Origin of the sequence: Psychrobacter piechaudii (genome assembly GCF_900162825.1) — a bacterium.
GTDB lineage: Bacteria > Pseudomonadota > Gammaproteobacteria > Pseudomonadales > Moraxellaceae > Psychrobacter > Psychrobacter piechaudii.
The window spans coordinates 1-21006 of sequence record NZ_FUGE01000112.1 but is presented as its reverse complement, the minus strand read 5'-3'; the positions used below and the strand labels follow the sequence as shown (position 1 = coordinate 21006).

Sequence of the window (21006 nt, the reverse complement as noted above, 5' to 3'; positions counted from 1 at the left end):
ATGCACAAATCGCCATAACGCTTGGGTCTGAGCAAAACTGCTTTTAGTATCCATAGTTGCTTTCATACCAGCATGTAGATAACCGTTTAGGTGAGTGTGATTGTGTACGAGTTGTTGATATCGTTTGATGAGCCTCGTATCTAGCTCCATTTTATCTATGCCATACTGGAAGATTCTATCATTCTTTTTTGCTCTTTTTAAGTTGTGTAGATACCTATGCATAGAGCAGGGAGGGTGGTTTTACGGCGACTGGTGATAAAAAAGTGATAAGCTATTTTTTATTCATTATTTCCTTAAAAGCTGGCGGTAAATAAGATTCTTTCTTCGCCTCGATTTCTGCTCTTAGTTTGTCTTCATTGGCCAGTAATTCTTTGGCATCTGCTACTTTTTGTTCGAACGCTTTTAACTCATCGTTAATGTCGTCCAACTTTTTTTGCACTATAGTAAAATACTCTGCGTCACTGGGCTCTAGATCAGACAAATGGGTACTCAGACTCTCTGCAGCGTGCTCGTCATGCCCCTCATCAGATTTACGTAGCGCATCTAAGGTGCCGGTATTGATGTTGTGGTGCACTGCCAAGGCTTTTTTGGTCATGGTTAAGTTATAACCTTGATCCAATAACTCATTAAACTGAGCGACAATTTTTTCTTCATCCTCTTCGCTATATACATTTTTGCCCGATTCTGTGGTGCTTTGAGGGGTAAATTTTCTGACATTTTTTAGCATGTTTTCGTTGGTTTTAGTCGCAGCTCTAGGGTTAATGGGTTCGACCTTTGCCATTGAGTCAGCATTAGAAGTTTCTGCTGAAGAATTTGAGGTGCTATTGGTATCAGTAGAAGATAAAGGTGCTTGATTATTATTCATAAGAGAGGTCCTTGCTCTAAAAAAGGGAGTTTTTTTAAGTTGTTTTCAAACAAGACTAGCTTTTAGAAGTGGGGGAGTCAATAAGGTTTACTAAAAGCAACCAAAAACAAAAAATCCCCTAAAATAACTTAGAGGATTCATCTTATATGGCACTAGAAGGATGTAAGAATATGTTAATAATCAAATACTTATAATTGGATGAGTGCAATTATTTTATTAAATAAAGTACTGTGCTGGGTGAGTGCGTACCTGCTTTTTGTAAAAGCCCATTTCTAAAAAATAACAGCTATAAATTACGGATCTCATCTAACAGAAGGTTTTGACGAAGAAAGAGGCTCGACCTCAGGATTAGAAATAGCCCGCCATAATATTTGAAACAGATCATCAAAGTTATCGGTTAAAGGGGTAGTGGAGTTTCTAATTACCTGCATGGTGCCAATACGCATCACAAATCCCATAAACACATCAAATAGCACGTATAGCGGCACCTTATCATTTAATACCCCTCGGCTTTGTCCATCTGCTAGAACACTGGTGAATGCCGCAATGAGCTCTTCATTTTCATAAATCGATATTTTTCGAATATCAGTTGCTGATACCGAGGTCAGTACTGTTACCGCATCGGGATTGCTATCCACAAAGTCAAGCACTACCCATAACGTCTTTCTAAGTCTATCTTCCACACTGTCAATGCCTTGCAAATGATCCATCATGCGCACCGCAAGCCGGCCGAGCACTCTATCCATAATGGTATGAAACACCGTCTGTTTATCACCAAAGTATTTATACAGGGTTTGCAAAGACACGTTTGCAGTTTTTGCGATTTGAATCATGGTGACTTCTTGTGCATTTTCTCCAGCAAATAGTTGATGAACTGCTTTTTCGATATTGTCTAGGGTGGCAGGACGCATTTTAGATAAATGGGCTAATGTTTTATTGTTTACCACATCAGTTCCATTTAAACCGTTGGTTTTGGCCTCAGAAGTAACCAGTTTGTTGCTCATATATTTCTCTACTAAAAAAGGGTAATTATAATTACTATTTTAAATCAAATTGTTGCTAATAAAAATAGTATTTTGTAGCATAAGTTCCGAAACCCTATTATAGCAAGATTAAATTGCTAGTTTATATATTTCGGATACGGTAATGATAATTACCATTATATATTAAATCACTCAACCCCGTTAAGGAATGACGATATGAGTATTGATGCATTTAAAAGTAATTGGATGACAGAAGAGCATGAAATGGTGTATGAAAGCGCCTTAAAAATGTTCCAAAGTTGGGAAGATAAAGATGAGCAGTGGCGAAAAAACGGTAAGATTGACCGTGAAGCTTGGAATGAGGCCGGTGAGATGGGCTTTTTATGTGCCTCAATGCCAGAAGAGTACGGCGGTGGTGGCGGTGACTTCGGTCACGAAGCCGCTATTCTGTTGGCGCAAGCCCAAGCCAACCAGTCAGGCTTTGGAGGTATGGTCCACTCGGGTATTGTTGCGCCGTATATCTTAAAGCATGGCACCGAAGAACAGAAAAAAGCTTGGATTCCTAAACTAGCTACTGGCGAATATGTGGGTGCCATCGGCATGACAGAACCTACCACAGGCTCTGACTTGCAAGCCATTAAGACCTATGCGGTAAAAGACGGTGACGACTATATCATTAATGGCTCAAAAACCTTCATCACCAACGGTCAGCATGCCAACTTAATCGTATTGGCCTGTAAAACTGACCGTGAAAAGGGTGCACAGGGCGTTTCATTAATCGTGGTTGAAACCGATGGTTTAGAGGGGTTCGAGCGTGGCCGTAACCTTGAGAAAACCGGTCTGTCCGCACAAGATACCTCAGAATTATTCTTTAGTAATGTCCGTGTTCCGCAGAAAAATCTATTGGGCGGTGTTGAAGGGCTTGGCTTTATCCAAATGATGCAAGAGCTGCCTCAAGAGCGATTAATTATTGCGCTAAGTGGTTGTGGTGCTATTAAGCTGGCGTTAGAGCTTACCCTTGACTATGTTAAACAGCGTGAAGCGTTTGGTCGTCCTATTTGGAAGTTCCAAAACACCCGCTTTAAATTAGCGGAAGTACAAGCAGATTACCTAGCGGTACGTGCTTTATGTGACTCGGCTGTGGAAGCCATGATTGAAGGCAAACTAACTGCACCACAAGCTTCATTAATCAAATACTGGGTCACTGAAAAGCAGTGTAAGGTAATCGATGAGTGCTTACAGTTATTCGGTGGCTATGGTTATATGAGCGAGTATCCAATCGCCCGTATGTACGCAGATGCTCGTGTACAGAAGATTTACGGTGGTACTAACGAGATTATGAAAGAGCTGGCTTCTCGCTTTATGTAATCTTTCATTAGATAGATACTCAGATTACTTTTTAGCAGTCACCTTGGCTTGTTTGAGGGGCTGCTAAAAACGATTATTAAAGAGAAATAGTTATCTCAGTGGCTTTAGCACGGTTGATAAAATCGGGTCACTGAGCGTCTGCTTAATATGCCATAATGAATCAGAGACAGCGTTGCTTTAAAGGCTAAATTGAAACTTTAAAGTGCATAGACTGTCAATGGGTTCAAAACTATTTTAGAAAATGAAAAAGGGATTTTTATGACTGAAGTTGCCTATATCTATGATGCCATTCGTACCCCTCGCGGCAAAGGTAAAAAAGACGGATCTTTGCATCAAGCTTCTCCAATTTGGCTGGTTCGCACTCTATTAAAAGAGATGCAACAGCGCCACAATCTAGATACCAGTTTAGTAGACGATATCGTTTTGGGCTGTGTAACCCCAGTCGGTGAACAGGGTTCTGATATTGCCCGTATTGCAGCTATCGATGCCGAGTGGCATGAGAGCGTGGCTGGGTTAACTCTGTCGCGCTTTTGTGCGTCTGGATTGGAGTCCATCAACTTAGCCGCTACCAAAGTCATGTCTGGTATGGAAGATCTAGTGGTTGCGGGTGGTGTTGAATCTATGAGTCGTGTGCCAATGGGTTCAGATGGCGGTGCTTGGTATATGGACCCTCGTGTCAACGTATCTACCCAGTTTGCGCCACAAGGCGTTGGCGCTGATGCCATTGCAACCTTGCGTGGCTTTACTCGTGAAGATGTGGATGCCTTTGCCACGGAATCGCACAGAAGAGCAGCTGCTGCTTGGGAAAATGGCTATTACGATAAGTCAGTGGTGCCTGTCACCGATATCAATGGTCTTTTATTATTAGACAAAGATGAGACCATTCGTCCTAACACCTCTGTGGAAACCTTGGCCAAATTAAACCCCTCATTTGCTATGCCAGGGAAGATGGGCTTTGATAGCGTTATCCTAGATAAATACACCACGATTGAAGAGGTGAATCATGTCCACCATGCCGGTAACTCTTCAGGTATCGTTGATGGGTCAGCTTTGTGCTTAGTGGGTAGCAAAGCGGCTGGCGAGAAAGCCGGTCTGAAGCCACGTGCCAAGATCACTATGGCCTCAGTTATTGGTTCAGAGCCAACTATTATGTTAACCGGTCCAACCCCAGCTTGTCAGAAAGCCCTAGATAAAGCGGGTATGACCGCTGCTGATATTGATCTTTGGGAAATTAACGAAGCCTTTGCTGCGGTACCTATGAATACTGCTGCTGACTTTGGTGTTTCTTTAGACAAAGTGAACGTTAATGGCGGCGCTATCGCCATGGGTCATCCGTTAGGGGCGACAGGCGCTATGCTAGTGACCACTGTATTAGACGAGCTGGAGCGTCGTGACTTAAACACCGCTATGATCACACTATGCGTGGGTGGTGGTATGGGTATTGCGACCATTATTGAGCGAGTTTAATTCTTAAGCTATCGATTACCAAGCCATCGATTACAGGGTCACAATCTTATAAAGTCTAGATACGGACATAATATACGCCCTACCTTAAGTGTAGAAATAATAAGGACATAACATGAGCACAAACAGCGTAAACGCCATTAATGCATTAAATAATTTTTCAGCAGAATCTGATAACGGCATCATCACCGTTACTATCGACCAAAGCGATCGTAAAATGAACGTAATTGGCGATGGTTTCAATGAATCATTTGCCACTTTAACCGATGCCTTTATCAATGATGAGGCCGCTAAAGGGCTTATCCTAACTTCGGGCAAATCAACTTTTGTGGTCGGTGCCGATATCGATCAACTGGCCCAGGTTGAAAGCGCAGAACAAGCATTTGAATTGGTAGAAGATTTAAAAACTAGCCTGCGTAAGTTAGAAACCTCAGGCAAACCAGTAGTAGCCGCCATTACCGGTACCGCTTTGGGTGGTGGTTTGGAATTGGCTCTGGCCTGTCATTACCGCATTGCTATTGATTCGCCCAAGACCAAACTGGGTCTACCTGAAGTGAAGTTGGGTCTATTGCCAGGTGGTGGGGGTACTCAGCGTCTGCCTCGTCTAGTTGGTATTCAAAAAGCACTTGAGCTAATGACTCAGGGCAAAGAGCTTCGCCCTCAGCAAGCGGTAGAGATTGGTGTTATTCATGATACGGCCAAAGACAACGAAGAGCTTATCAGTAAAGCCAAAGAGTGGATCAACAATAATCCTAAAGCTAGCCAGCCTTGGGATGAAAGAGTTTTCAAAATTCCAGGGGGGGATAGTAAGCACCCTAAAGTGGTTCAGGTCTTCTCAATTGCACCGGCCATGGCCAATCAAAAATCGCATGGCAACTATCCTGCCATCACCCATATTCTATCGAGCGTGTTCGAGGGCTGCTTAACCGATATCGATAATGGCCTGAAAATTGAGTCGCGTTATTTTGTGGCTTGTGCCTTGTCTGATGTGTCTAAAAACATGATTAACACTCTTTGGACCCAGCTGAATAACATCAAAAAAGGTCAGTCACGCCCTGAAGGCTTTGAGCGCTCTAAAGTAAGTAAAGTGGGTATCCTTGGCGCTGGCATGATGGGCGCAGGTATTGCGTATGTTTCAGCCAAAGCGGGTATAGAGGTGGTGCTTTTGGACACTTCTATTGAAGGCGCTGAAAAAGGTAAAAACTATTCTGCTAAATTGTTGGATAAGGCAATTAGTCGTGGTCGTTCAACGGCTGAGAAGAAACAAGCTTTACTAGATAAAATTAAGACCACTGTGTCTTATGATGACTTAGAAGGCTGCGACTTAATTATTGAAGCGGTATTTGAAGACATTGATATTAAAGCAGAGTGTACTCGTAACGCTGAAGCGGTTATTCCAGAAACGGCCGTTTATGCTTCTAATACCTCGACATTGCCGATTACTGAATTGGCCAAAGCCAGTAAACGTCCCAACCAGTTCATTGGTCTACATTTCTTCTCTCCGGTAGATAAGATGCCTTTGGTTGAAATTATTGTGGGCGAAGAGACGGACGATGCTACTTTAGCAAAAGGCTTCGATTATGTGGGTCAAATCGCTAAGACCCCAATCGTAGTAAATGACAGTCGCGGCTTCTATACCTCTCGCGTATTTGGTACGTATGTCTCAGAAGGCATTGCGATGTTGGCCGAAGGTATTCATCCCCGTAGCATCGAAGTTGCCGGCCTAAAAGCGGGTATGCCAATGCCGCCATTAGCGCTTCAGGATGAGGTTTCACTAAGCTTGTCACTGCATGTTATGCAACAGACCAAGCGTGCTTTAGAAGCTGAAGGTAAAACCTTTAACGCGCATCCTGCCATGCCAGTCGTTGAAAAAATGGTGAATGAACTAAGACGTGAAGGTAAGAAGGTCGGTAAAGGCTTCTATGACTATCCAGAAAATGGTGAAAAACGCTTATGGCCTGAGCTAACCAATCTTTATCCAACCAAAGAGGCTCAGCCTTCACAACAAGATCTAGTTGACCGTTTGTTGTACGTTCAAGCCAATGAAACTGCCAAATGCTATGAAGAGAATGTGGTACGTTCAGTGGCCGATGCTAACGTTGGCTCTATCTTCGGTTGGGGCTTTGCGCCAAACCAAGGCGGGACGCTACAGTTTATTAACTCAGTAGGCGTTAAAAAGTTTGTTGAACGTAGCCGCGAGCTTGCTGCTGCCCACGGTGAGCGTTATGAACCTGCTAACATTCTAGTAGAAATGGCTGAAAAAGGTCAGGAGTTTAGCGATGAGTAGTTCATTACTAGATCAAATGGCTGACTGTCTGCAAGGTATTAAGGTAGTTGATTTATCTCGTAATTTGCCTGGTCCCTTTGCGACTAGGCTATTGGCAGACCTCGGCGCTGAAGTGGTTAAGATTGAGCCGCCACAAGGCGATCCCGCTCGTGCGTTTGGTGAATTATTTACTGCCCTAAACCATGGTAAAGACACGCAAAAAGTGGATTTCCGTGAGGAGGCAGGTATCGATGCCATTAAAGAGCAGATAAAAGAAGCGGATGTTATGCTCGATAGTTTTCGCCCTGGGGTACTTGAGGCTATGGGCTTAAATTTCAGCACACTACAAGCTCTGAATCCTAAGCTGGTTATGGTGTCTATCACCGGCTATGGTCATGCGGATGGCGAGTCAGTAACTCATGACTGGAGTCAAAAAGCCGGTCATGATATTAACTTTATGGCGATGAGTGGCATGCTCGATCAGTTAAAGACAGCGGAGGGTGGGCAAGCCATGCCTAATATCCAATTCGCTGATTTGGCAGGCGGTAGTGATACCGCGGTGATAGCGTTATTGTCAGCAGTCATTGCGGCCAAATCCACTGGCAAAGGTCGTCATATTAATATCAGTATGACCCACAGTCTCTACCATCATATGGTGATGCCAAAGTCTACTGGTAAGCTTATCAAGCAAATGACGGGCAAAAGCCCAGTACCTCAGTATGACTTCTTAGGGGGTCTACTGCCTTGCTACCGCTTATATAAGACGTCAGATGAGCGCTATATGGCAGTCGGCTCACTTGAGCTTAAGTTTTGGCAAGGGCTTTGTGAAGCACTGGAATTGCCAGATTTAAAAAATAGGCATTGGCAACGTGGGGTGTTACCGAACATGCCAAACAGCCGTACTGCCATGAAGACAGTGGCTGATAAATTTGCAAGCCAGCCCTTATCACATTGGCAGCAAGTCTTTGCTGATACCGATGTTTGTGTGACCCCTGTGCTTACGCTTGCAGAAGCTCAAGCTCATCCTCTGTTTTCACACCAAGATGAGTATGGAGCAACCGCAGGTTGGCAAGTAGTCAGTTAAGCGCCAAGTCAACTCTAAACAGCACATTAAGTATTTGTAGTGGTAAGTTACTGTGCTATTGTAGTTTATAGGGCCTAGGTTTTTAGCGACTGTCTACAGCTTGTTTTTACTTTCAAGCTATTGTTTTAAGTCAGTCATATCATCTATGGGGGCCCTAAAAATATATACTCCAAACTTTATCTTTTAAAAGATAATGTCTGATAAAAATTAGCTCGCTTTGCTAAGGATTAGGTTTAGCGAGTTAATTTGAATCAAGTTTCTAAGATAATTTTTTACAAAGCAGCAAAATCACTTCAAGGCCGAAGTGACATTTATAACTATGGAAGGTGGCTATGAATAAGTTTTGGACTGAGTTTTACCCGGAAAGCGTGGCGAAAGATATCCCTTATCTTGATCAATCTCTTAATGAATACTTTGATTCAACCCTTACTGAATTCGCCAACGAAAAGTTCATGACTAACATGGGGGTGTCGTACACTTATAAACAAGTCGATGACATGTCGACCGCTATTGCCGCCTGGATTCAAAGCTTGGGATTACCCAAAGGCAGCACTGTTGGGGTAATGATGCCCAACGTCAATCAATACCTACCCACTATTATTGGGACGTTACGTGCCGGCATGGTACTGACCCTTATTAACCCACTTTACACCCCACGAGAATTAAAACATCAACTTAATGACTCTGATGCCAAGTTACTGTTTATCTTAGAGCCATTTTGTACCACTTTAGAGCCCATTATTGATAAGACCCCTGTCGAAACCGTGGTGGTAAGTGCTATCGGTGATATGCTCGGCACAGCGAAAGGCACCCTTGTTAACTTTGCAGCTAAATACGTTAAGAAAGCCGTGCCAAAATACGATTTATCTAGATGCTCTAAATGTAAAGTTATTAGTTTTAAAAACGTCTTAAAGAAAGGTCCAAGTTTAAAATACACCCGTCCTGATATTGAGCCAGATGACTTAGCGATGATTCAATACACAGGCGGTACCACAGGGGTTGCTAAAGGCATTCTGATTAGCCACCATAACGTGGTCTACGGCACACAGCAGTATAACGAATGGTTCCAGCCATTAAACTATGATCGAGACAAAGAGGGACAGTTAACGGCCGTAATTGCATTGCCGTTATATCATATCTTTGCTTTTATCATCTCTTTGCTTGGCTTTCGGAGCGGGCAACACTTCTTGCTGGTTACCAATCCTCGTGATATTGACGCCTTTGTTAAGCTACTAAAAAAAGAACAATTTCATCTGCTGCCTGCAGTAAATACCTTGTTCCAAGCCCTACTAAATCATAAAGACTTCAAAACAATTGATTTTTCAAATCTAAAACTATCATTGGCAGGCGGTATGGCTGCAACCCCTGAAATGGCACGTAGATGGTTGGCAGCCACAGGTCTTCCTATTATTGAAGGTTGGGGAATGTCTGAAACTCTAGGGGTGGGCACGGCCAACCCATTAACCAATACTGAGTTTAATGGCACCATTGGTATGCCGGTTCCAGGGATTGATATTAAAATTTTCGATGATGAAGAAAACGAGCTAGGGGTTAATCAAGAAGGTGAAATTGGCATTAAAGGTATGAACGTTATCAAAGGCTATCATAACCTAGATAACAGCAAGTTCTTCACCAAAGATGGTTTCTTAAAGACCGGGGATGTGGGAATTCTCGATGAAAAAGGCTATGTAAAACTGTTAGATAGAAAAAAAGATATGCTTATTGTGAGCGGCTTTAATGTCTATCCAAACGAGATTGAAAGCGTTATTGAAATGCACCCTAAGGTTAAAGAATGCTCAGTGGTAGGCGTTGATGATGAGCTGCAAGGTCAATCAGTAAAATTGTTTGTGGTATCCGATGATAAAAGCCTAACTAAAGAAGAGCTTATGGCCTTTAGTAAGAAAAATCTTGCCGGCTATAAACGACCTCGTGAAATCGAATTTATTAATGAGCTGCCTAAGTCAACTGTTGGTAAGATATTGCGTCACAAGCTCAGGAAGTAAGCTGTTTAAGATTAATAGTACTTTCAATTGATAAGAAAAACCCTTACAAGCTATCGTTTGTAAGGGTTTTAGGATGTTTTAGGTATCTATTAATATCTTATAAGGTGCTTTTAGGTAGTTCTGCTAGGGTATATTGCTCCAGACGTGGATAGCATAATGGTGGAGCACGGAAAGCAGTATTTAGTTTAGTCGGTTTAATTAGCTTTACCACATCGTGTACGAGGTCAGATAACTCAGGAGGGGCTCTTATAATTAATAATAAAACATCTTCTGCTGTTTCGGATAGCAACTTAATTTATAAGACTTCTAATAATACCTATGCTTCTAAAATTATATTATCTAGCCAAACAAAGTCCAAAAAGTCGATTAACCGCGCCGTTCCAGGTTGTTCAGGAATGCCGCAAATCCTTCCTTGGCACGAGCTTGCAATCGGCTACTAGTAATGACACGCACTTTATTACTCCATAAAATTTTAAAGCATTGGGACTCAAATCTATTTACCAAGTCCACATCTTCATGGCAAGGTAGGGAAGCGAACCCGCCTACCTTGAGATAAGCCTCACTGCTAAAGCTCAAATTTGCACCGTGGATATGGCGATGTCCCATCTTATCTTGATAATGAGCCAGATAGTCAGCTTTGGTCTTAGGGGTTAAATGATCCCATTTATCGATATTCACCACCCCGCAAATCATATCTATCGACGGCTTAGAATCGATGCGTTGTAAAATATGGGTAACTTGCTGCACCAGCCAGTCTGTAGTTACGATAGAGTCGGCATCGGTACAGGCAATCCATGTAGCCCCTTGATCAATCGCCTGACGAATACCGGCATCACGTACTCGGCCGACACAGCGATAGTTACAGTTAATAGGATCGATGCCTGCAGCTCTAACCTTATTGAGGGTATCATCTGTACAGCTATCGAGTGCCACGATTGCAAGGGCTTCAATAGAGTCAGGCAATTGCTTAATAGCGGTCTTAATCGACGCGAGACATTCTGCAATGGAGTCGCCTTCATTGTGAGCCGGAATGACAATGCCAATTTTAAAATCAGGATTCAGCTTACTGTCTATAGTGGACATCTCTCATCTCTTGCATTGCGTGTTATTTTAATCCTCTTCCTGTCCATCTTATGCTGTCGCTCTGCTCTCTATCCGAGGGTTAAACTTATTGCTACTAACTCGGTTATAAAGATAGCTTTAAACCAAATTTTCACTCATAGCGACTGTATTTGACGATTTTTGCCAAATATCTAATAAAAAATCGCTATCGACAACTTTACTTTGATGGGTAAAAGTCAGAGCATGAGTATTTGCTTGTTTTATTTGATTAAACGCTTGATATAAGCGCTGATGGACCTTCTCGCCATTCATCTGAAAACCTTCAATGTCATACCGCCAATGACAGCAGAGTAAGGTGCCACCAGTAGCAAGATTTTGCTCAATCCAAGCAATGACCCTATCTATATCATCAGCTGCTAAATAATATAAAATCTCACTAATTATAATCAAATCGTAAGGCGGTTTCGTAGCCAGTGGTTTGTGTGAATTAAGCTTATTATCAATAGTAAACAATACCTCAGGTATAACCCCTTGTAACACTTGGGCATGTGGCGATTGTGCCAACCTTTGTTTTGCTAGTTGTACCGCTTGTTTATTGCCATCAATGCTCAGTAAAGACTGACAGCGCTGAGCGAGTAGCTCGCTAAACACGCCATTCCCACACCCTAATTCAATAGCTCTGCTGTATTCGGCTTGGGGTAAGACCGCCAGACACATATCGCGTTTACGTCCTTCGTACCAACGGGTTTGATATTGCCAAGGGTCGGTATTGTCCTGATATAACGCATCAAAATAGGATTCTGAATAAGAATGACAGTCTGAATCAGTAGGGCTACTAGTCGGTGAACTGTCATTTGTAGGGTTAGTTTTATGATTCATATAGGTATACCTCCCAAGGCTGACTAACTCGGGCAATAGTTTGGCAAGATAAAATGGGGGGATTGCCGGTACTGTCATCCGCGCTAACTTGACTCTCAAAACAATGAATGGCATCCACTTTGCGCTGTAATTGCTCGGCAGTTAACTCAAGTCTGACCGCTTTTTGCCAAGGTATGCGATTATCAGCTGGTTTAGCCCAATGCCACGCCCATATTAAGGCTTGATAGCAAGCCAAACTATGCTGCTTAGCATAGGCTGTGACTACTTGGCCTGTGGCTTCGTGATCAGGATGTCCATCGTGCTCAAAAGGCGTGACTAGGATATCGTTTGGCTGAATAATAGCTTTGAGTTTTTGGTGTAATAGATGGCGGTGTTCAAATACTTGACCATCCTGCAAATTCAAAGCTACGCTTGTGACTTGATGCTTTATACCCAGTGCTTCTAAAGCGGCAAGACTTTCGTTAGGACGGATAACTGCTAGTTTATGGGGCGGGTAAATCGCAGAGTCCGGATGACTTTGGGTGCCATTGGTGACATAGACCAATAATAAGGGGTTGCCATTAGCAGCTAACTGTTGCAGTAATCCAGCACAGCCCAATATCTCATCATCAGGGTGCGGCGCAAAGATACATACCCGAGGAGGCTGCCCCGCTGTTTTATAGTTAGCAGAGGCTATAGTGGAAAGGGAATTAGATGATACAGCGGATGGCTCAGATGAGGTCAGATCTGCAGAAAAATCTTTACTAATATCGAGTCTGGGTAAGTCATGCAACCCTTGCCAATTCTGCCAAGCTTGTTGACTGGTTCCTTCCCCTTCAATGACACGGTCGCCAACGATAGGAAGATTATGCTCTGTGTTTTTAGAGCCGTCTTTATTGTCTGAGTGACTACATTGAGATTTTGATAAAGACATGTCGGTATCAGAGCTTATAGTTGCCATCTATTACTTCCTACTTGCAGGCAGGTCAACTGCCCAATGCTTTGTAAATCAAAAGCGCCGTGACTTTGACGAATAAATACCGTTAGATCCGCTGACAAAGTAGCAAAATGCGCATTCCCACAAAAAGGCGCAGCCCCTAAAGCTTGTCCAACAGTCTCTATCACTTGTCGTGCCAGTTGCTCAATATTTGTTCTTAACTGGCGAATGGAAAGCTCATGATTATTTTCAGGTTGACTGTCTATCAACTGAGCAACTTGATGTAAATACTGGCGAGAGACGGCTAAATCACTACTTATTTGCCCCAAATACATGGCTTTATAGTCGTTAGGCTTTTGCTGATATGACTCGACCAGGTACGATGCCAAGCTAGCACTGGCCCCATACCAACAAGTAGCCACTCCTGCGGCACCATGCCAAAAGCCGACACGGTCTAGATAAGCATTGGGCGAACCTACTTGTGGGGCTGAAACATTATCAAAGCTAACAGTTGCAGTGTCTGTGGCCTGCATGCCTACCGCTTGCCAAGCTCTATTATCAATGTCGATGCCTTTTTGTTGCATATCAACGGTCACTAGCTGCGACTTACCCTCGTCATCACGGTAAGTTATTAGTGCATAGTCCACGATATTGGCACCTGAGCACCAAGATTTACAGCCACTTATTTTGCCCTCTTGATAATGAACCGGGTTAGGGTGTCCTTCAGCTGCCCATACCGCCCAAAGCCCTTGTTGCGTTTCACCATAACCTAACTCATATAAGATACTTAGGGCGTCAAGATGCGACTCAAACCACTTGGCAATGGTTAAGTCTATCCGTGAAACATAGGCCAATATTTTCCAGCGCAGTAAAGTAAGCGAGTCGTTATTGTTGCTTATGCTGTCTATATTTATATTACTAGCTATACTACCATTACTAACTCTATTGCCATTACTAGTTGAGTTGGATTGAGCAGGATGAGGTATTCTGGCAGAGAAAGTTATCAATACTTTTAACACCTTATGGCGGATGTCATCGGTCATATTAAAAGTATTACTAAGTTTCATGTCCTTATCGATAGGCAATAGGGCTTCAACACTGGCTTTAATATTGGACAATAAATCGTTTCTAGACTCTAGAATTGACATAGTAAATTCCTAAGCTGTCTATAATGGACAGATAATTATTTAACCACTTGATATAAGTCATCCAAAAAGTCTTGCTGCCAAGACTGTAAGTTATCTTGCTTTAACCCCTTTAATAGAGCTTGATGGCGCTCTTTTCGCTCCTGCAGGGGCATGGTAAGTGAAGTACTGAGTCCTTCAATAATACTCTCCGGCTTCTGGGGATCAATAATAACGGCGGCCTGCATTTGTTCTGCAGCACCAGCATAGCGTGAGAGTAATAACACCCCAGGATTGTCTGGGTTTTGGGCCGCAATATATTCTTTAGCGACCAAATTCATACCATCTTTAAGCGAATTTACCCAGCCGATATCACTGTGCCAAAAAGTTTTCATCAAGGCTTCATGACTTAATACATTTTCGCAATAGCAGATTGGCTGCCAATGACTCTCTAAAGGCGCTTTATAAATTGCATTAACATACGCTACAGCTTTGTCATTGATCAAAAACTGTTGATTAATGTCACGTACCGATTGTCTGACATTATCATAAAATCTTTGGTATACCCCCAAATCTAAACGACTAGGACAGGCTATTTGTAATAGCTTTAATTGATTTTGATAGGTCGGATATTGCTGCAAAAATATACTATAGGCTGAAAAGCGTTCTAACAGACCTTTAGAATAGTCAATCCTATCTACGGCGATAATCTTCTGGTTAGCGGCTTTCCTATTGATAGTTGTAGAAGAGGTTGCGGCGCGCTCGGCATTTAGATTACTGACAAACTTTTGGATTTTAACCACATTAACCCCAATGGGATAGGCATCGATTGACAAGCAATGAGGACGGCTTAAACCAAAATTAAGGGTCAAACGATACGAACTAGTATGCTGAATTATTGTGCTATGTTGTAAATAATGCCTAATGACCTGTAAGCAATTAGATTTATCCTGCTGGGTTTGAGTACCGATGACATTATAATGAGCTAGATGTCTAATCAGCTCTGGGCTTCTATCAAGCTGTTGCCAAAAGCTTAGAGGAGCGAAGGGAATGTGCAAAAAAAAGCCAATACGGTTGGTTATACTCAATTGTCTACAGTAATAGGCGACACTCAAAAAATGATAATCATGGACCCAAATCACATCATCGGGCTGGATAAACTGCTTAAGTTGTTTCGCAAATAGCAAGTTAACCGATTGGTAGCTATCATAATCTAACGGTGATTGATCAATGAGATCGGTTTGCTCATGCGCTAAGGGCCACAGCACATTATTGGCGAAGCCGCAATAATAATGTTGGTACTGCTTAGGAGTTAACGAGGTAGTGATATAAGTAATTTTTGGCGCAGAGATAGTGGCGTCCGCAGTTAGTAACGTTGTTTTATTATTAGTACTAAACTCATTATCGTTACTCTGATTATAGCTATAAGGGACAGCAGTATCGGTCACAATATTATGATCATCAATTTGGCCATTCCATCCCATCCAAACTCCTGAACTTTCAATCAATACGTCAGATAATGCAACAGCAAGTCCACCAGCCATTGGATTATTGTCAGGCATTTTTACTCGGTTTGAGAGGACGATTAAGCGACTCATAAGCTGTCACTCATCGCAATTTTTAGAAAGCTATGCAGTAAGTCTCTGACTTCATCAATATCCTGTACATAATAGTTGGCGCAAGTAGCTTCATTACCTACTTTAATACCCATCCCTGTTAACAGTTTTTTAGATTTATAATCAGAGTCTAATCCAATACTGACATTTTGAACCGCTGCAAATCCCGCTTCATCGGTAATATCATCGCCAATAAAAATAGGGCATAGTGGCTCGCTAAGTGATATATGCTGCAATAAATCTAATATTGCTAAGCCCTTATTTACCGATTTAGGTATAGCTTCCCAGACATATTTACCTTGCTTAACACTCCAATTATCAAAATTTGCTATTGCTTTTGACATCAGGTCATAGCTGATATCCGCTAAAGTAGGATTTTTACGATAATGTAAAGTACAGGAGTAGGGTTTATTTTCTATATATAGATCGGGGTAGGGGAGGCAGTAGTGAGTAACTGTATCTTTGATTTGGGTTAGTTGTGCCAGGTTAATATTGACAATATTGCCGTTCAGCCACGATAACTGTAAGCCATGTGTCGCGGCAATGGGAACCTCTAAGAGGGATAACATTTGCTTAGCTTCATTAAGACTGCGTCCAGTGACGACAGCAACCTTAACTCCATAATCTTGGATAGCTTGTATTAGATCTAAGGTGGACGTTGGGATAAAGCTGTCTTTGGGGTCAACTGTAAACTCAGCAAGGGTGCCATCTATATCCAAAAATAAGCAATAAGGCTTTTTGTCAGATAAAAAGTTAGCAAGTTTGTCCGGATCGATATAAGTAGCAGAGGTAATAAAATCAGAAGTATTTGCTGAATCCACGGTTTTTCCCTTTACCTGTCAACAGAGTATTTATTGAAATATAATCTTGTATGAATGCAAAGTTATTTCTAGGTAACTGTCTAATAATTATACTTATTATAAAAATAACCACTTTAGTATCGTGGCATATAGTTAGGGATATTGCGATGATAATAATGTATCTTTTTGTATGGATTTTAGGTGAGGTTTTTTACAATAAAAACTAAATAATCATAGTCACTGCGACTGATTCCTTGATAAGTAAGCCTGATCGTTGTTTAGACCTGCACTCATATAAAAAGGCCAGTTTATCGTGAAGATAATTTTCTTCATCCCCTCCCACTTTCAACGGCATTAAGGTGTTCGTCGTAATCCATGCGGGACACAGAGTGTTTTTCTTCTGAGTGTCTATTAATATTTTATCAGATGTTTGTAGGTGGTTCCGCTAGGGTATACCCTAGCAGAACCAATCAGATGCTTTACTTGGTTCGGTTCACTAGCGAGGACTTGAATGGAGTCGTGGATTAGAGAGGTTTAACACGGGGTGTTGAGTTTGGTAAATGCGTAGTACTCGTAGATGACGCTCTTGATAATCGGCGTATCAAGAGGCATTAAACGTAAAGTTGAAACCGACTGTCAGTATCTGGTAGTAAGGTCTAAGTAGTACCTTGTGAGCTGTGATGTGTTCGGGGCATAAGTAGTAAAAAAAGCGTCTACCCGCAACGCATGACAAACACTACAGTATGTTTTCAACCCCCTGTTGTGTAGGTAAGGGGTCTGACACTCGCCCAATCGGTTCCAATAGGTGGTTCTATTCATTTATGACTATAAAGTAGTCTACAAATCTTATTCAACAAGGTTAATTTGCCAGTTATTGGCTTGAATGACAATATTAATTTTGCGTAGTTTCATCGCCAGGTCATCGGCTTGCTTTTGTAACCCAGCTACTGAGACCATAATATTCCATTTAATTTCACGATGACTATAACGATCTGCCTCAGTGTCGGTCGCTTCAATTGCTTCAATTAATAGTTTGTGGCGCATCTCCAACGCCTCGCGTTCAACCAATAGCGTCAGCATTGATTGACCTTTATCCGTCTTAGCAACTGCATTGGTACGGTGAATACGTTCAATCAAAGTAGATAGCTCAGTAATGACTTGACTAGCCTCAATTATTAGATGACTTGGATCTTCATTTGGCGTATCGCCTTCTTGAACTTTAGCATTACTACGAATACGTCCTTTAATTTGAGCAAGTTTTTTTTGCATATCGCTACGAATAAGTAGGGCTTCTGCGAGTTTCATTTTTAGCTCCTTTTAAGACCTTATTAGTATACCCTTATTGAGCTGTTTCCTACAAAAGTTTATTTACCTGCCCTAAGAACAATATCGCATCGGTTTTATTGTCTTTAATCATAAAGATAAACGGATGATCGGCTGTAAATTCAGCATTGTATGACGCAGAAACAACGCTAATAACAATGGATGTAGCAGCTGCCGCAACCGTCCCTTTTTCATCAACCTCAACCACTGCTTTATGAATAACGGAGTCTACTGCTAACGAAAGGTCATCATTGAATAAGCTGTAGTCTGCTTGACTCCCAAAAGCTATGGGCATCCCCTTTTTAGCCAACAACGGCTCCATCTGATAGTTTTCTTCTAATTTGAATTTAGGCATAATGAGAAAAACCTCTTTATTCTCTAATTGCTTAGTCCATTTATCAATTTGAGTGGTACTCAAGTTGGCTACCAGCTTTTGCATAGCAGCTGCCTCTTTTGATTTTGGTAATACGATTAGCATTGATAGATCATCGCCTTTGTAAGGCAGTTCTACCACTTGCACTTGTTCATCTTCCATGTAATCGAAGTATTCTATGCCATACATTAAATTTGTATTAGTCGTTGTGCCATCAAGATTGTAAAAAGGCTGTTCCCAATTTCTTAATCCAAGTGGCTGTGCCCATTCGCTTTTAAAATACACTGCGTTGGTTAGTACAGTGGCTGTAGATGACTCGATACTCCCTTTTGCAAGCAGCTCAGGAATCATCTGCTTGGTATGCTTGGCAATGGTTTTATTAATAATCTGACGTGAAGATTCTGGACTGTTCTTAAAATCAAGGTTGGTGACTTGACCACCATAGTAGCGTTGTACTGTATCTAAGTAAGTCTGATTGGGACTCAAGCCTTGACGCATCCATAAGTTATTAACCGTGCTTAAATCATAATTTGGATTGGGTTTATTGAATTGATTGTATAGTGCAGCGCTATTAGGATTGAGGATAGCTAGTGGCGGATAATGAAAGGTCTTTTGAATTTGTTGCTTCGTTTCCCCTTCTGCTGCGATATAGAGCATTGCCATTGCAGTAGACAAGCTATAGGGTGAGAAAAAGGCATTTTTATCTAATTGTTTCGGCTGCTTATTTATTTGCTGATATAGCTCAATAGCAAACTGGTTATTGGCACTAACCACTTGAGAGATACCATCTGCTGTCGCAGCAGAGTCGTCAGCAGCGACATAATCCTTATCAGTCTTTGGGGGCGAAGCGTTCTCAGTCTTGCTTGCTATAGGTTTATTATTCACTACCTGCATCGGCTGGCTATTAATAAGACTGCTATTACAACCGCTCATGGCGATTAAGCTGCCCAAAGCAAACATACCCATAATGAGCTTGCTTGTAGACTTTTCATAAACGTATTGATTATTACCTTTCACGATTTTGTATCCTTTCAAAACTCGAATGATATTCTAAATATATATAAAGTTTTGGCTGAATCCAGTAAATATATGCTAATACTAATTGGAGCATAGCTGTGAGCATAATATTTAACTACACGGACCTGCTATAAATAACGCTAACTTACAGCCAAAGATCCAAGTCCTCACTAGGGAACTAGGCCCGTAAAGACGCCTGATCTACTCCCTAGGATTTAAGCAAAGGGCTTTAAATTGATATCTCTTACATATTTTCAGACTTGTTCTTAGCTGGTGGTACCGAGTAGGTTCCCACAACATGGGCAACTAATTCGTCCGATCCATCTGAGTATAAAGAAACCTCGCCTACGACTAGACTTCTTCCAACTTTTAGCAGTTTGCACTCAGCAATAATGCGTGATTTTGCATTTGGTTTACGTAAGAAATTGATAGTTAGACTCGTGGTTACTGCTAATGGTACTATGCCAATTCTACCTAAGATAGCCACATAAAGAGCTACATCAGCAATTCCCATCATTACAGGTCCCGATACAGTACCTCCAGGTCTCAAATCATCTAAACCAATATCATGGGATAAAATTGACCCACTGCTATTTACTGCTTCAATCTTGTACTTTGCTTGAGGGAACTCAGACTTCATGAACTCAGCTATCTCTTCCTTGGTTGCTGACATAGGGCTTCCTTTAATCTAACTGTTATTGGTACTTCTATTCTATCCTAACTTTCCACCTTATTACGATAAAAAATTATAGAGCCATTTTTAGGTCAGAGCACTAGTTTTAAAGTGCTTGACGGTTTTATGAGAGGTATAGTCTAAAAAAGAACAGCAAGCTAATTTAAAAAAAGTATTATCTTTAGTGAGCGGTCAGGTATTACAGATGCGTATTCATAATACGGGCTAATCACTTAAGAGAGCATTTCACGATTAATTCCGTTACTATTAAGACTGATATCAACTTTAATGTAAGCATCCGACCATCCCATCTTTTTTTCTATTAAAAAATGCGAGATAGTGTCCATGAACAAATAATCGTGGACACTAACATGACAACACAATCTCCTAATACACCCAAACGAAGAACTTACAGCGCCGAGTTTAAAGCGCTTTTAGTAAAAGAAGCGACAGACTCAGATCGATCAATTGCCAGTATCGCTCGAGAGCATGGCATTAACCAAAACCTTCTACATAACTGGAAACGCCAGTATCAGCGGGCACATGCTCAAGCTGACACATTACCTGGTACTATAAACAGTCCTCATGATCCAAACCCGCACTTTATCCCAATCCATCTTGAACCTGAAGTCACATATCTAGGCTCAGCATCCGTCATACAAAACATCAAACTGCAAACCACATCTCGAGCATCTGGGACGATAAGCCTCAACATTGCCCAAATTGACACCCAAAGCTTGATTGACCTACTACGAGGACTGCAATGATACCCATCACTCACATCTGGCTATCCACCACGCCTATGGACATGCGATGTGGTAGTGGCAAACTACTGGCCCACATCCCCACCGAGCATCAAAGCATTCGCCCTCACTGTGCCTACCTGTTTTACAACAAAGCAGGCACACGCCTAAAAGTATTCATTCATGATGGTCTTGGCGTATGGCTTTGTAGCCGTCAGCTTGATGACAATAAATTTCATGGCTTAACCAAGCCGCTCACCACCACTCAAACTGGCATCAGCATCAACCGTGAACAATTTAATGCCTTAATCAGTGGACTGCCTTGGCGTAACATGGGCAAAGATAAATTAACCCCCATCCTATAAATAGCAGATGACAGGCAAATAAAACTCTGGCAACATATCGCCATGACTGTTGCCAACTTATCCGACTTATCAAAAGACCCCA

At 41.9% G+C, this 21006-nt stretch carries 18 protein-coding genes; 7 read left to right on the top strand and 11 right to left on the bottom strand.

Annotated elements, in window-relative coordinates; translation table 11 throughout:
• Positions 1-271: 271 nt before the first annotated feature.
• Together A1019T_RS05625 and A1019T_RS05620 are read right to left on the bottom strand one after the other, a co-directional pair.
• On the bottom strand, positions 272-865 hold the full coding sequence (locus tag A1019T_RS05625; protein WP_077450797.1) for a hypothetical protein: 594 nt from the start codon (positions 863-865) through the stop codon (positions 272-274).
• Between the two features lie 302 nt (positions 866-1167).
• Positions 1168-1869, bottom strand: a complete 702-nt coding sequence (locus A1019T_RS05620; protein ID WP_208608038.1) for a TetR/AcrR family transcriptional regulator — start codon at positions 1867-1869, stop codon at positions 1168-1170.
• Positions 1870-2064: 195 nt separating this feature from the next.
• Between A1019T_RS05620 and A1019T_RS05615 the strand changes: the two genes are divergently transcribed.
• The 5 genes from A1019T_RS05615 to A1019T_RS05595 all read left to right on the top strand — a co-directional run bounded on the left by A1019T_RS05615 (position 2065) and on the right by A1019T_RS05595 (position 10033).
• Positions 2065-3216, top strand: a complete 1152-nt coding sequence (locus A1019T_RS05615; RefSeq protein WP_077450796.1) for an acyl-CoA dehydrogenase family protein — start codon at positions 2065-2067, stop codon at positions 3214-3216.
• Positions 3217-3474: 258 nt separating this feature from the next.
• The gene (locus tag A1019T_RS05610; RefSeq protein ID WP_077450795.1) at positions 3475-4683 is read left to right on the top strand and encodes an acetyl-CoA C-acetyltransferase; all 1209 of its coding nucleotides are present in this window, start codon (positions 3475-3477) and stop codon (positions 4681-4683) included.
• Between the two features lie 112 nt (positions 4684-4795).
• On the top strand, positions 4796-6967 hold the full coding sequence (locus A1019T_RS05605) for a 3-hydroxyacyl-CoA dehydrogenase NAD-binding domain-containing protein (protein WP_077450794.1): 2172 nt from the start codon (positions 4796-4798) through the stop codon (positions 6965-6967).
• A complete protein-coding gene (locus A1019T_RS05600; protein WP_077450793.1) occupies positions 6960-8030 on the top strand; it encodes a CaiB/BaiF CoA transferase family protein in 1071 nt (356 codons plus the stop codon). The genes A1019T_RS05605 and A1019T_RS05600 overlap by 8 nt, the downstream gene beginning before the upstream one ends.
• Positions 8031-8362: 332 nt before the next feature.
• On the top strand, positions 8363-10033 hold the full coding sequence (locus A1019T_RS05595; protein WP_077450792.1) for an AMP-binding protein: 1671 nt from the start codon (positions 8363-8365) through the stop codon (positions 10031-10033).
• A gap of 366 nt (positions 10034-10399) precedes the next feature.
• Here the strand turns inward: A1019T_RS05595 and A1019T_RS05590 are convergent, their stop codons facing one another.
• From A1019T_RS05590 to A1019T_RS05550, 9 genes are all read right to left on the bottom strand, one after another.
• Complete coding sequence (locus A1019T_RS05590; RefSeq protein ID WP_077450791.1) at positions 10400-11116, bottom strand: glycosyltransferase family 2 protein; 717 nt, start codon at positions 11114-11116, stop codon at positions 10400-10402.
• Positions 11117-11233: 117 nt separating this feature from the next.
• Positions 11234-11974: a class I SAM-dependent DNA methyltransferase gene (locus A1019T_RS05585; RefSeq protein ID WP_077450790.1), complete on the bottom strand. Its 741-nt coding sequence runs from the start codon at positions 11972-11974 to the stop codon at positions 11234-11236.
• Complete coding sequence (locus A1019T_RS05580) at positions 11964-12914, bottom strand: PIG-L deacetylase family protein (protein ID WP_077450789.1); 951 nt, start codon at positions 12912-12914, stop codon at positions 11964-11966. Before A1019T_RS05580 ends, A1019T_RS05585 begins: the two co-directional genes overlap by 11 nt.
• On the bottom strand, positions 12902-14038 hold the full coding sequence (locus A1019T_RS05575) for an acyl-CoA dehydrogenase family protein (RefSeq protein ID WP_077450788.1): 1137 nt from the start codon (positions 14036-14038) through the stop codon (positions 12902-12904). The genes A1019T_RS05580 and A1019T_RS05575 overlap by 13 nt, the downstream gene beginning before the upstream one ends.
• A 35-nt stretch (positions 14039-14073) precedes the next feature.
• Entirely contained in the window at positions 14074-15612 is a 1539-nt protein-coding gene (locus A1019T_RS05570; protein WP_077450787.1) for an alpha,alpha-trehalose-phosphate synthase (UDP-forming), read from the bottom strand.
• Positions 15609-16451: a trehalose-phosphatase gene (otsB, locus tag A1019T_RS05565; protein ID WP_077450786.1), complete on the bottom strand. Its 843-nt coding sequence runs from the start codon at positions 16449-16451 to the stop codon at positions 15609-15611. The genes A1019T_RS05570 and otsB overlap by 4 nt, the downstream gene beginning before the upstream one ends.
• 825 nt (positions 16452-17276) lie before the next feature.
• Complete coding sequence (locus A1019T_RS05560; RefSeq protein ID WP_077450785.1) at positions 17277-17735, bottom strand: DIP1984 family protein; 459 nt, start codon at positions 17733-17735, stop codon at positions 17277-17279.
• 49 nt (positions 17736-17784) lie between these two features.
• Entirely contained in the window at positions 17785-19143 is a 1359-nt protein-coding gene (locus A1019T_RS05555; protein WP_077450784.1) for a serpin family protein, read from the bottom strand.
• 244 nt (positions 19144-19387) lie between these two features.
• Positions 19388-19816: a PaaI family thioesterase gene (locus tag A1019T_RS05550; RefSeq protein ID WP_077450783.1), complete on the bottom strand. Its 429-nt coding sequence runs from the start codon at positions 19814-19816 to the stop codon at positions 19388-19390.
• 371 nt (positions 19817-20187) lie between these two features.
• Between A1019T_RS05550 and A1019T_RS05545 the strand changes: the two genes are divergently transcribed.
• Positions 20188-20583: a transposase gene (locus A1019T_RS05545; protein WP_167366842.1), complete on the top strand. Its 396-nt coding sequence runs from the start codon at positions 20188-20190 to the stop codon at positions 20581-20583.
• Entirely contained in the window at positions 20580-20924 is a 345-nt protein-coding gene (gene tnpB, locus A1019T_RS05540) for an IS66 family insertion sequence element accessory protein TnpB (RefSeq protein ID WP_077450781.1), read from the top strand. Before A1019T_RS05545 ends, tnpB begins: the two co-directional genes overlap by 4 nt.
• Positions 20925-21006 lie beyond the last annotated feature (82 nt).

Bases quoted from the DNA above. Each gene is read 5' to 3' on its own strand.
- A1019T_RS05550 (WP_077450783.1), bottom strand. From the start codon at position 19,816: ATGTCAGCAACCAAGGAAGAGATAGCTGAGTTCATGAAGTCTGAGTTC.
- A1019T_RS05570 (WP_077450787.1), bottom strand. From the start codon at position 15,612: ATGAGTCGCTTAATCGTCCTCTCAAACCGAGTAAAAATGCCTGACAAT.
- A1019T_RS05580 (WP_077450789.1), bottom strand. From the start codon at position 12,914: ATGGCAACTATAAGCTCTGATACCGACATGTCTTTATCAAAATCTCAA.
- A1019T_RS05625 (WP_077450797.1), bottom strand. From the start codon at position 865: ATGAATAATAATCAAGCACCTTTATCTTCTACTGATACCAATAGCACC.
- A1019T_RS05575 (WP_077450788.1), bottom strand. From the start codon at position 14,038: ATGTCAATTCTAGAGTCTAGAAACGATTTATTGTCCAATATTAAAGCC.
- A1019T_RS05595 (WP_077450792.1), top strand. From the start codon at position 8,363: ATGAATAAGTTTTGGACTGAGTTTTACCCGGAAAGCGTGGCGAAAGAT.
- A1019T_RS05610 (WP_077450795.1), top strand. From the start codon at position 3,475: ATGACTGAAGTTGCCTATATCTATGATGCCATTCGTACCCCTCGCGGC.
- A1019T_RS05545 (WP_167366842.1), top strand. From the start codon at position 20,188: ATGACAACACAATCTCCTAATACACCCAAACGAAGAACTTACAGCGCC.
- A1019T_RS05620 (WP_208608038.1), bottom strand. From the start codon at position 1,869: ATGAGCAACAAACTGGTTACTTCTGAGGCCAAAACCAACGGTTTAAAT.
- tnpB (WP_077450781.1), top strand. From the start codon at position 20,580: ATGATACCCATCACTCACATCTGGCTATCCACCACGCCTATGGACATG.
- A1019T_RS05560 (WP_077450785.1), bottom strand. From the start codon at position 17,735: ATGAAACTCGCAGAAGCCCTACTTATTCGTAGCGATATGCAAAAAAAA.
- A1019T_RS05590 (WP_077450791.1), bottom strand. From the start codon at position 11,116: ATGTCCACTATAGACAGTAAGCTGAATCCTGATTTTAAAATTGGCATT.
- A1019T_RS05605 (WP_077450794.1), top strand. From the start codon at position 4,796: ATGAGCACAAACAGCGTAAACGCCATTAATGCATTAAATAATTTTTCA.
- A1019T_RS05600 (WP_077450793.1), top strand. From the start codon at position 6,960: ATGAGTAGTTCATTACTAGATCAAATGGCTGACTGTCTGCAAGGTATT.
- A1019T_RS05615 (WP_077450796.1), top strand. From the start codon at position 2,065: ATGAGTATTGATGCATTTAAAAGTAATTGGATGACAGAAGAGCATGAA.
- A1019T_RS05585 (WP_077450790.1), bottom strand. From the start codon at position 11,974: ATGAATCATAAAACTAACCCTACAAATGACAGTTCACCGACTAGTAGC.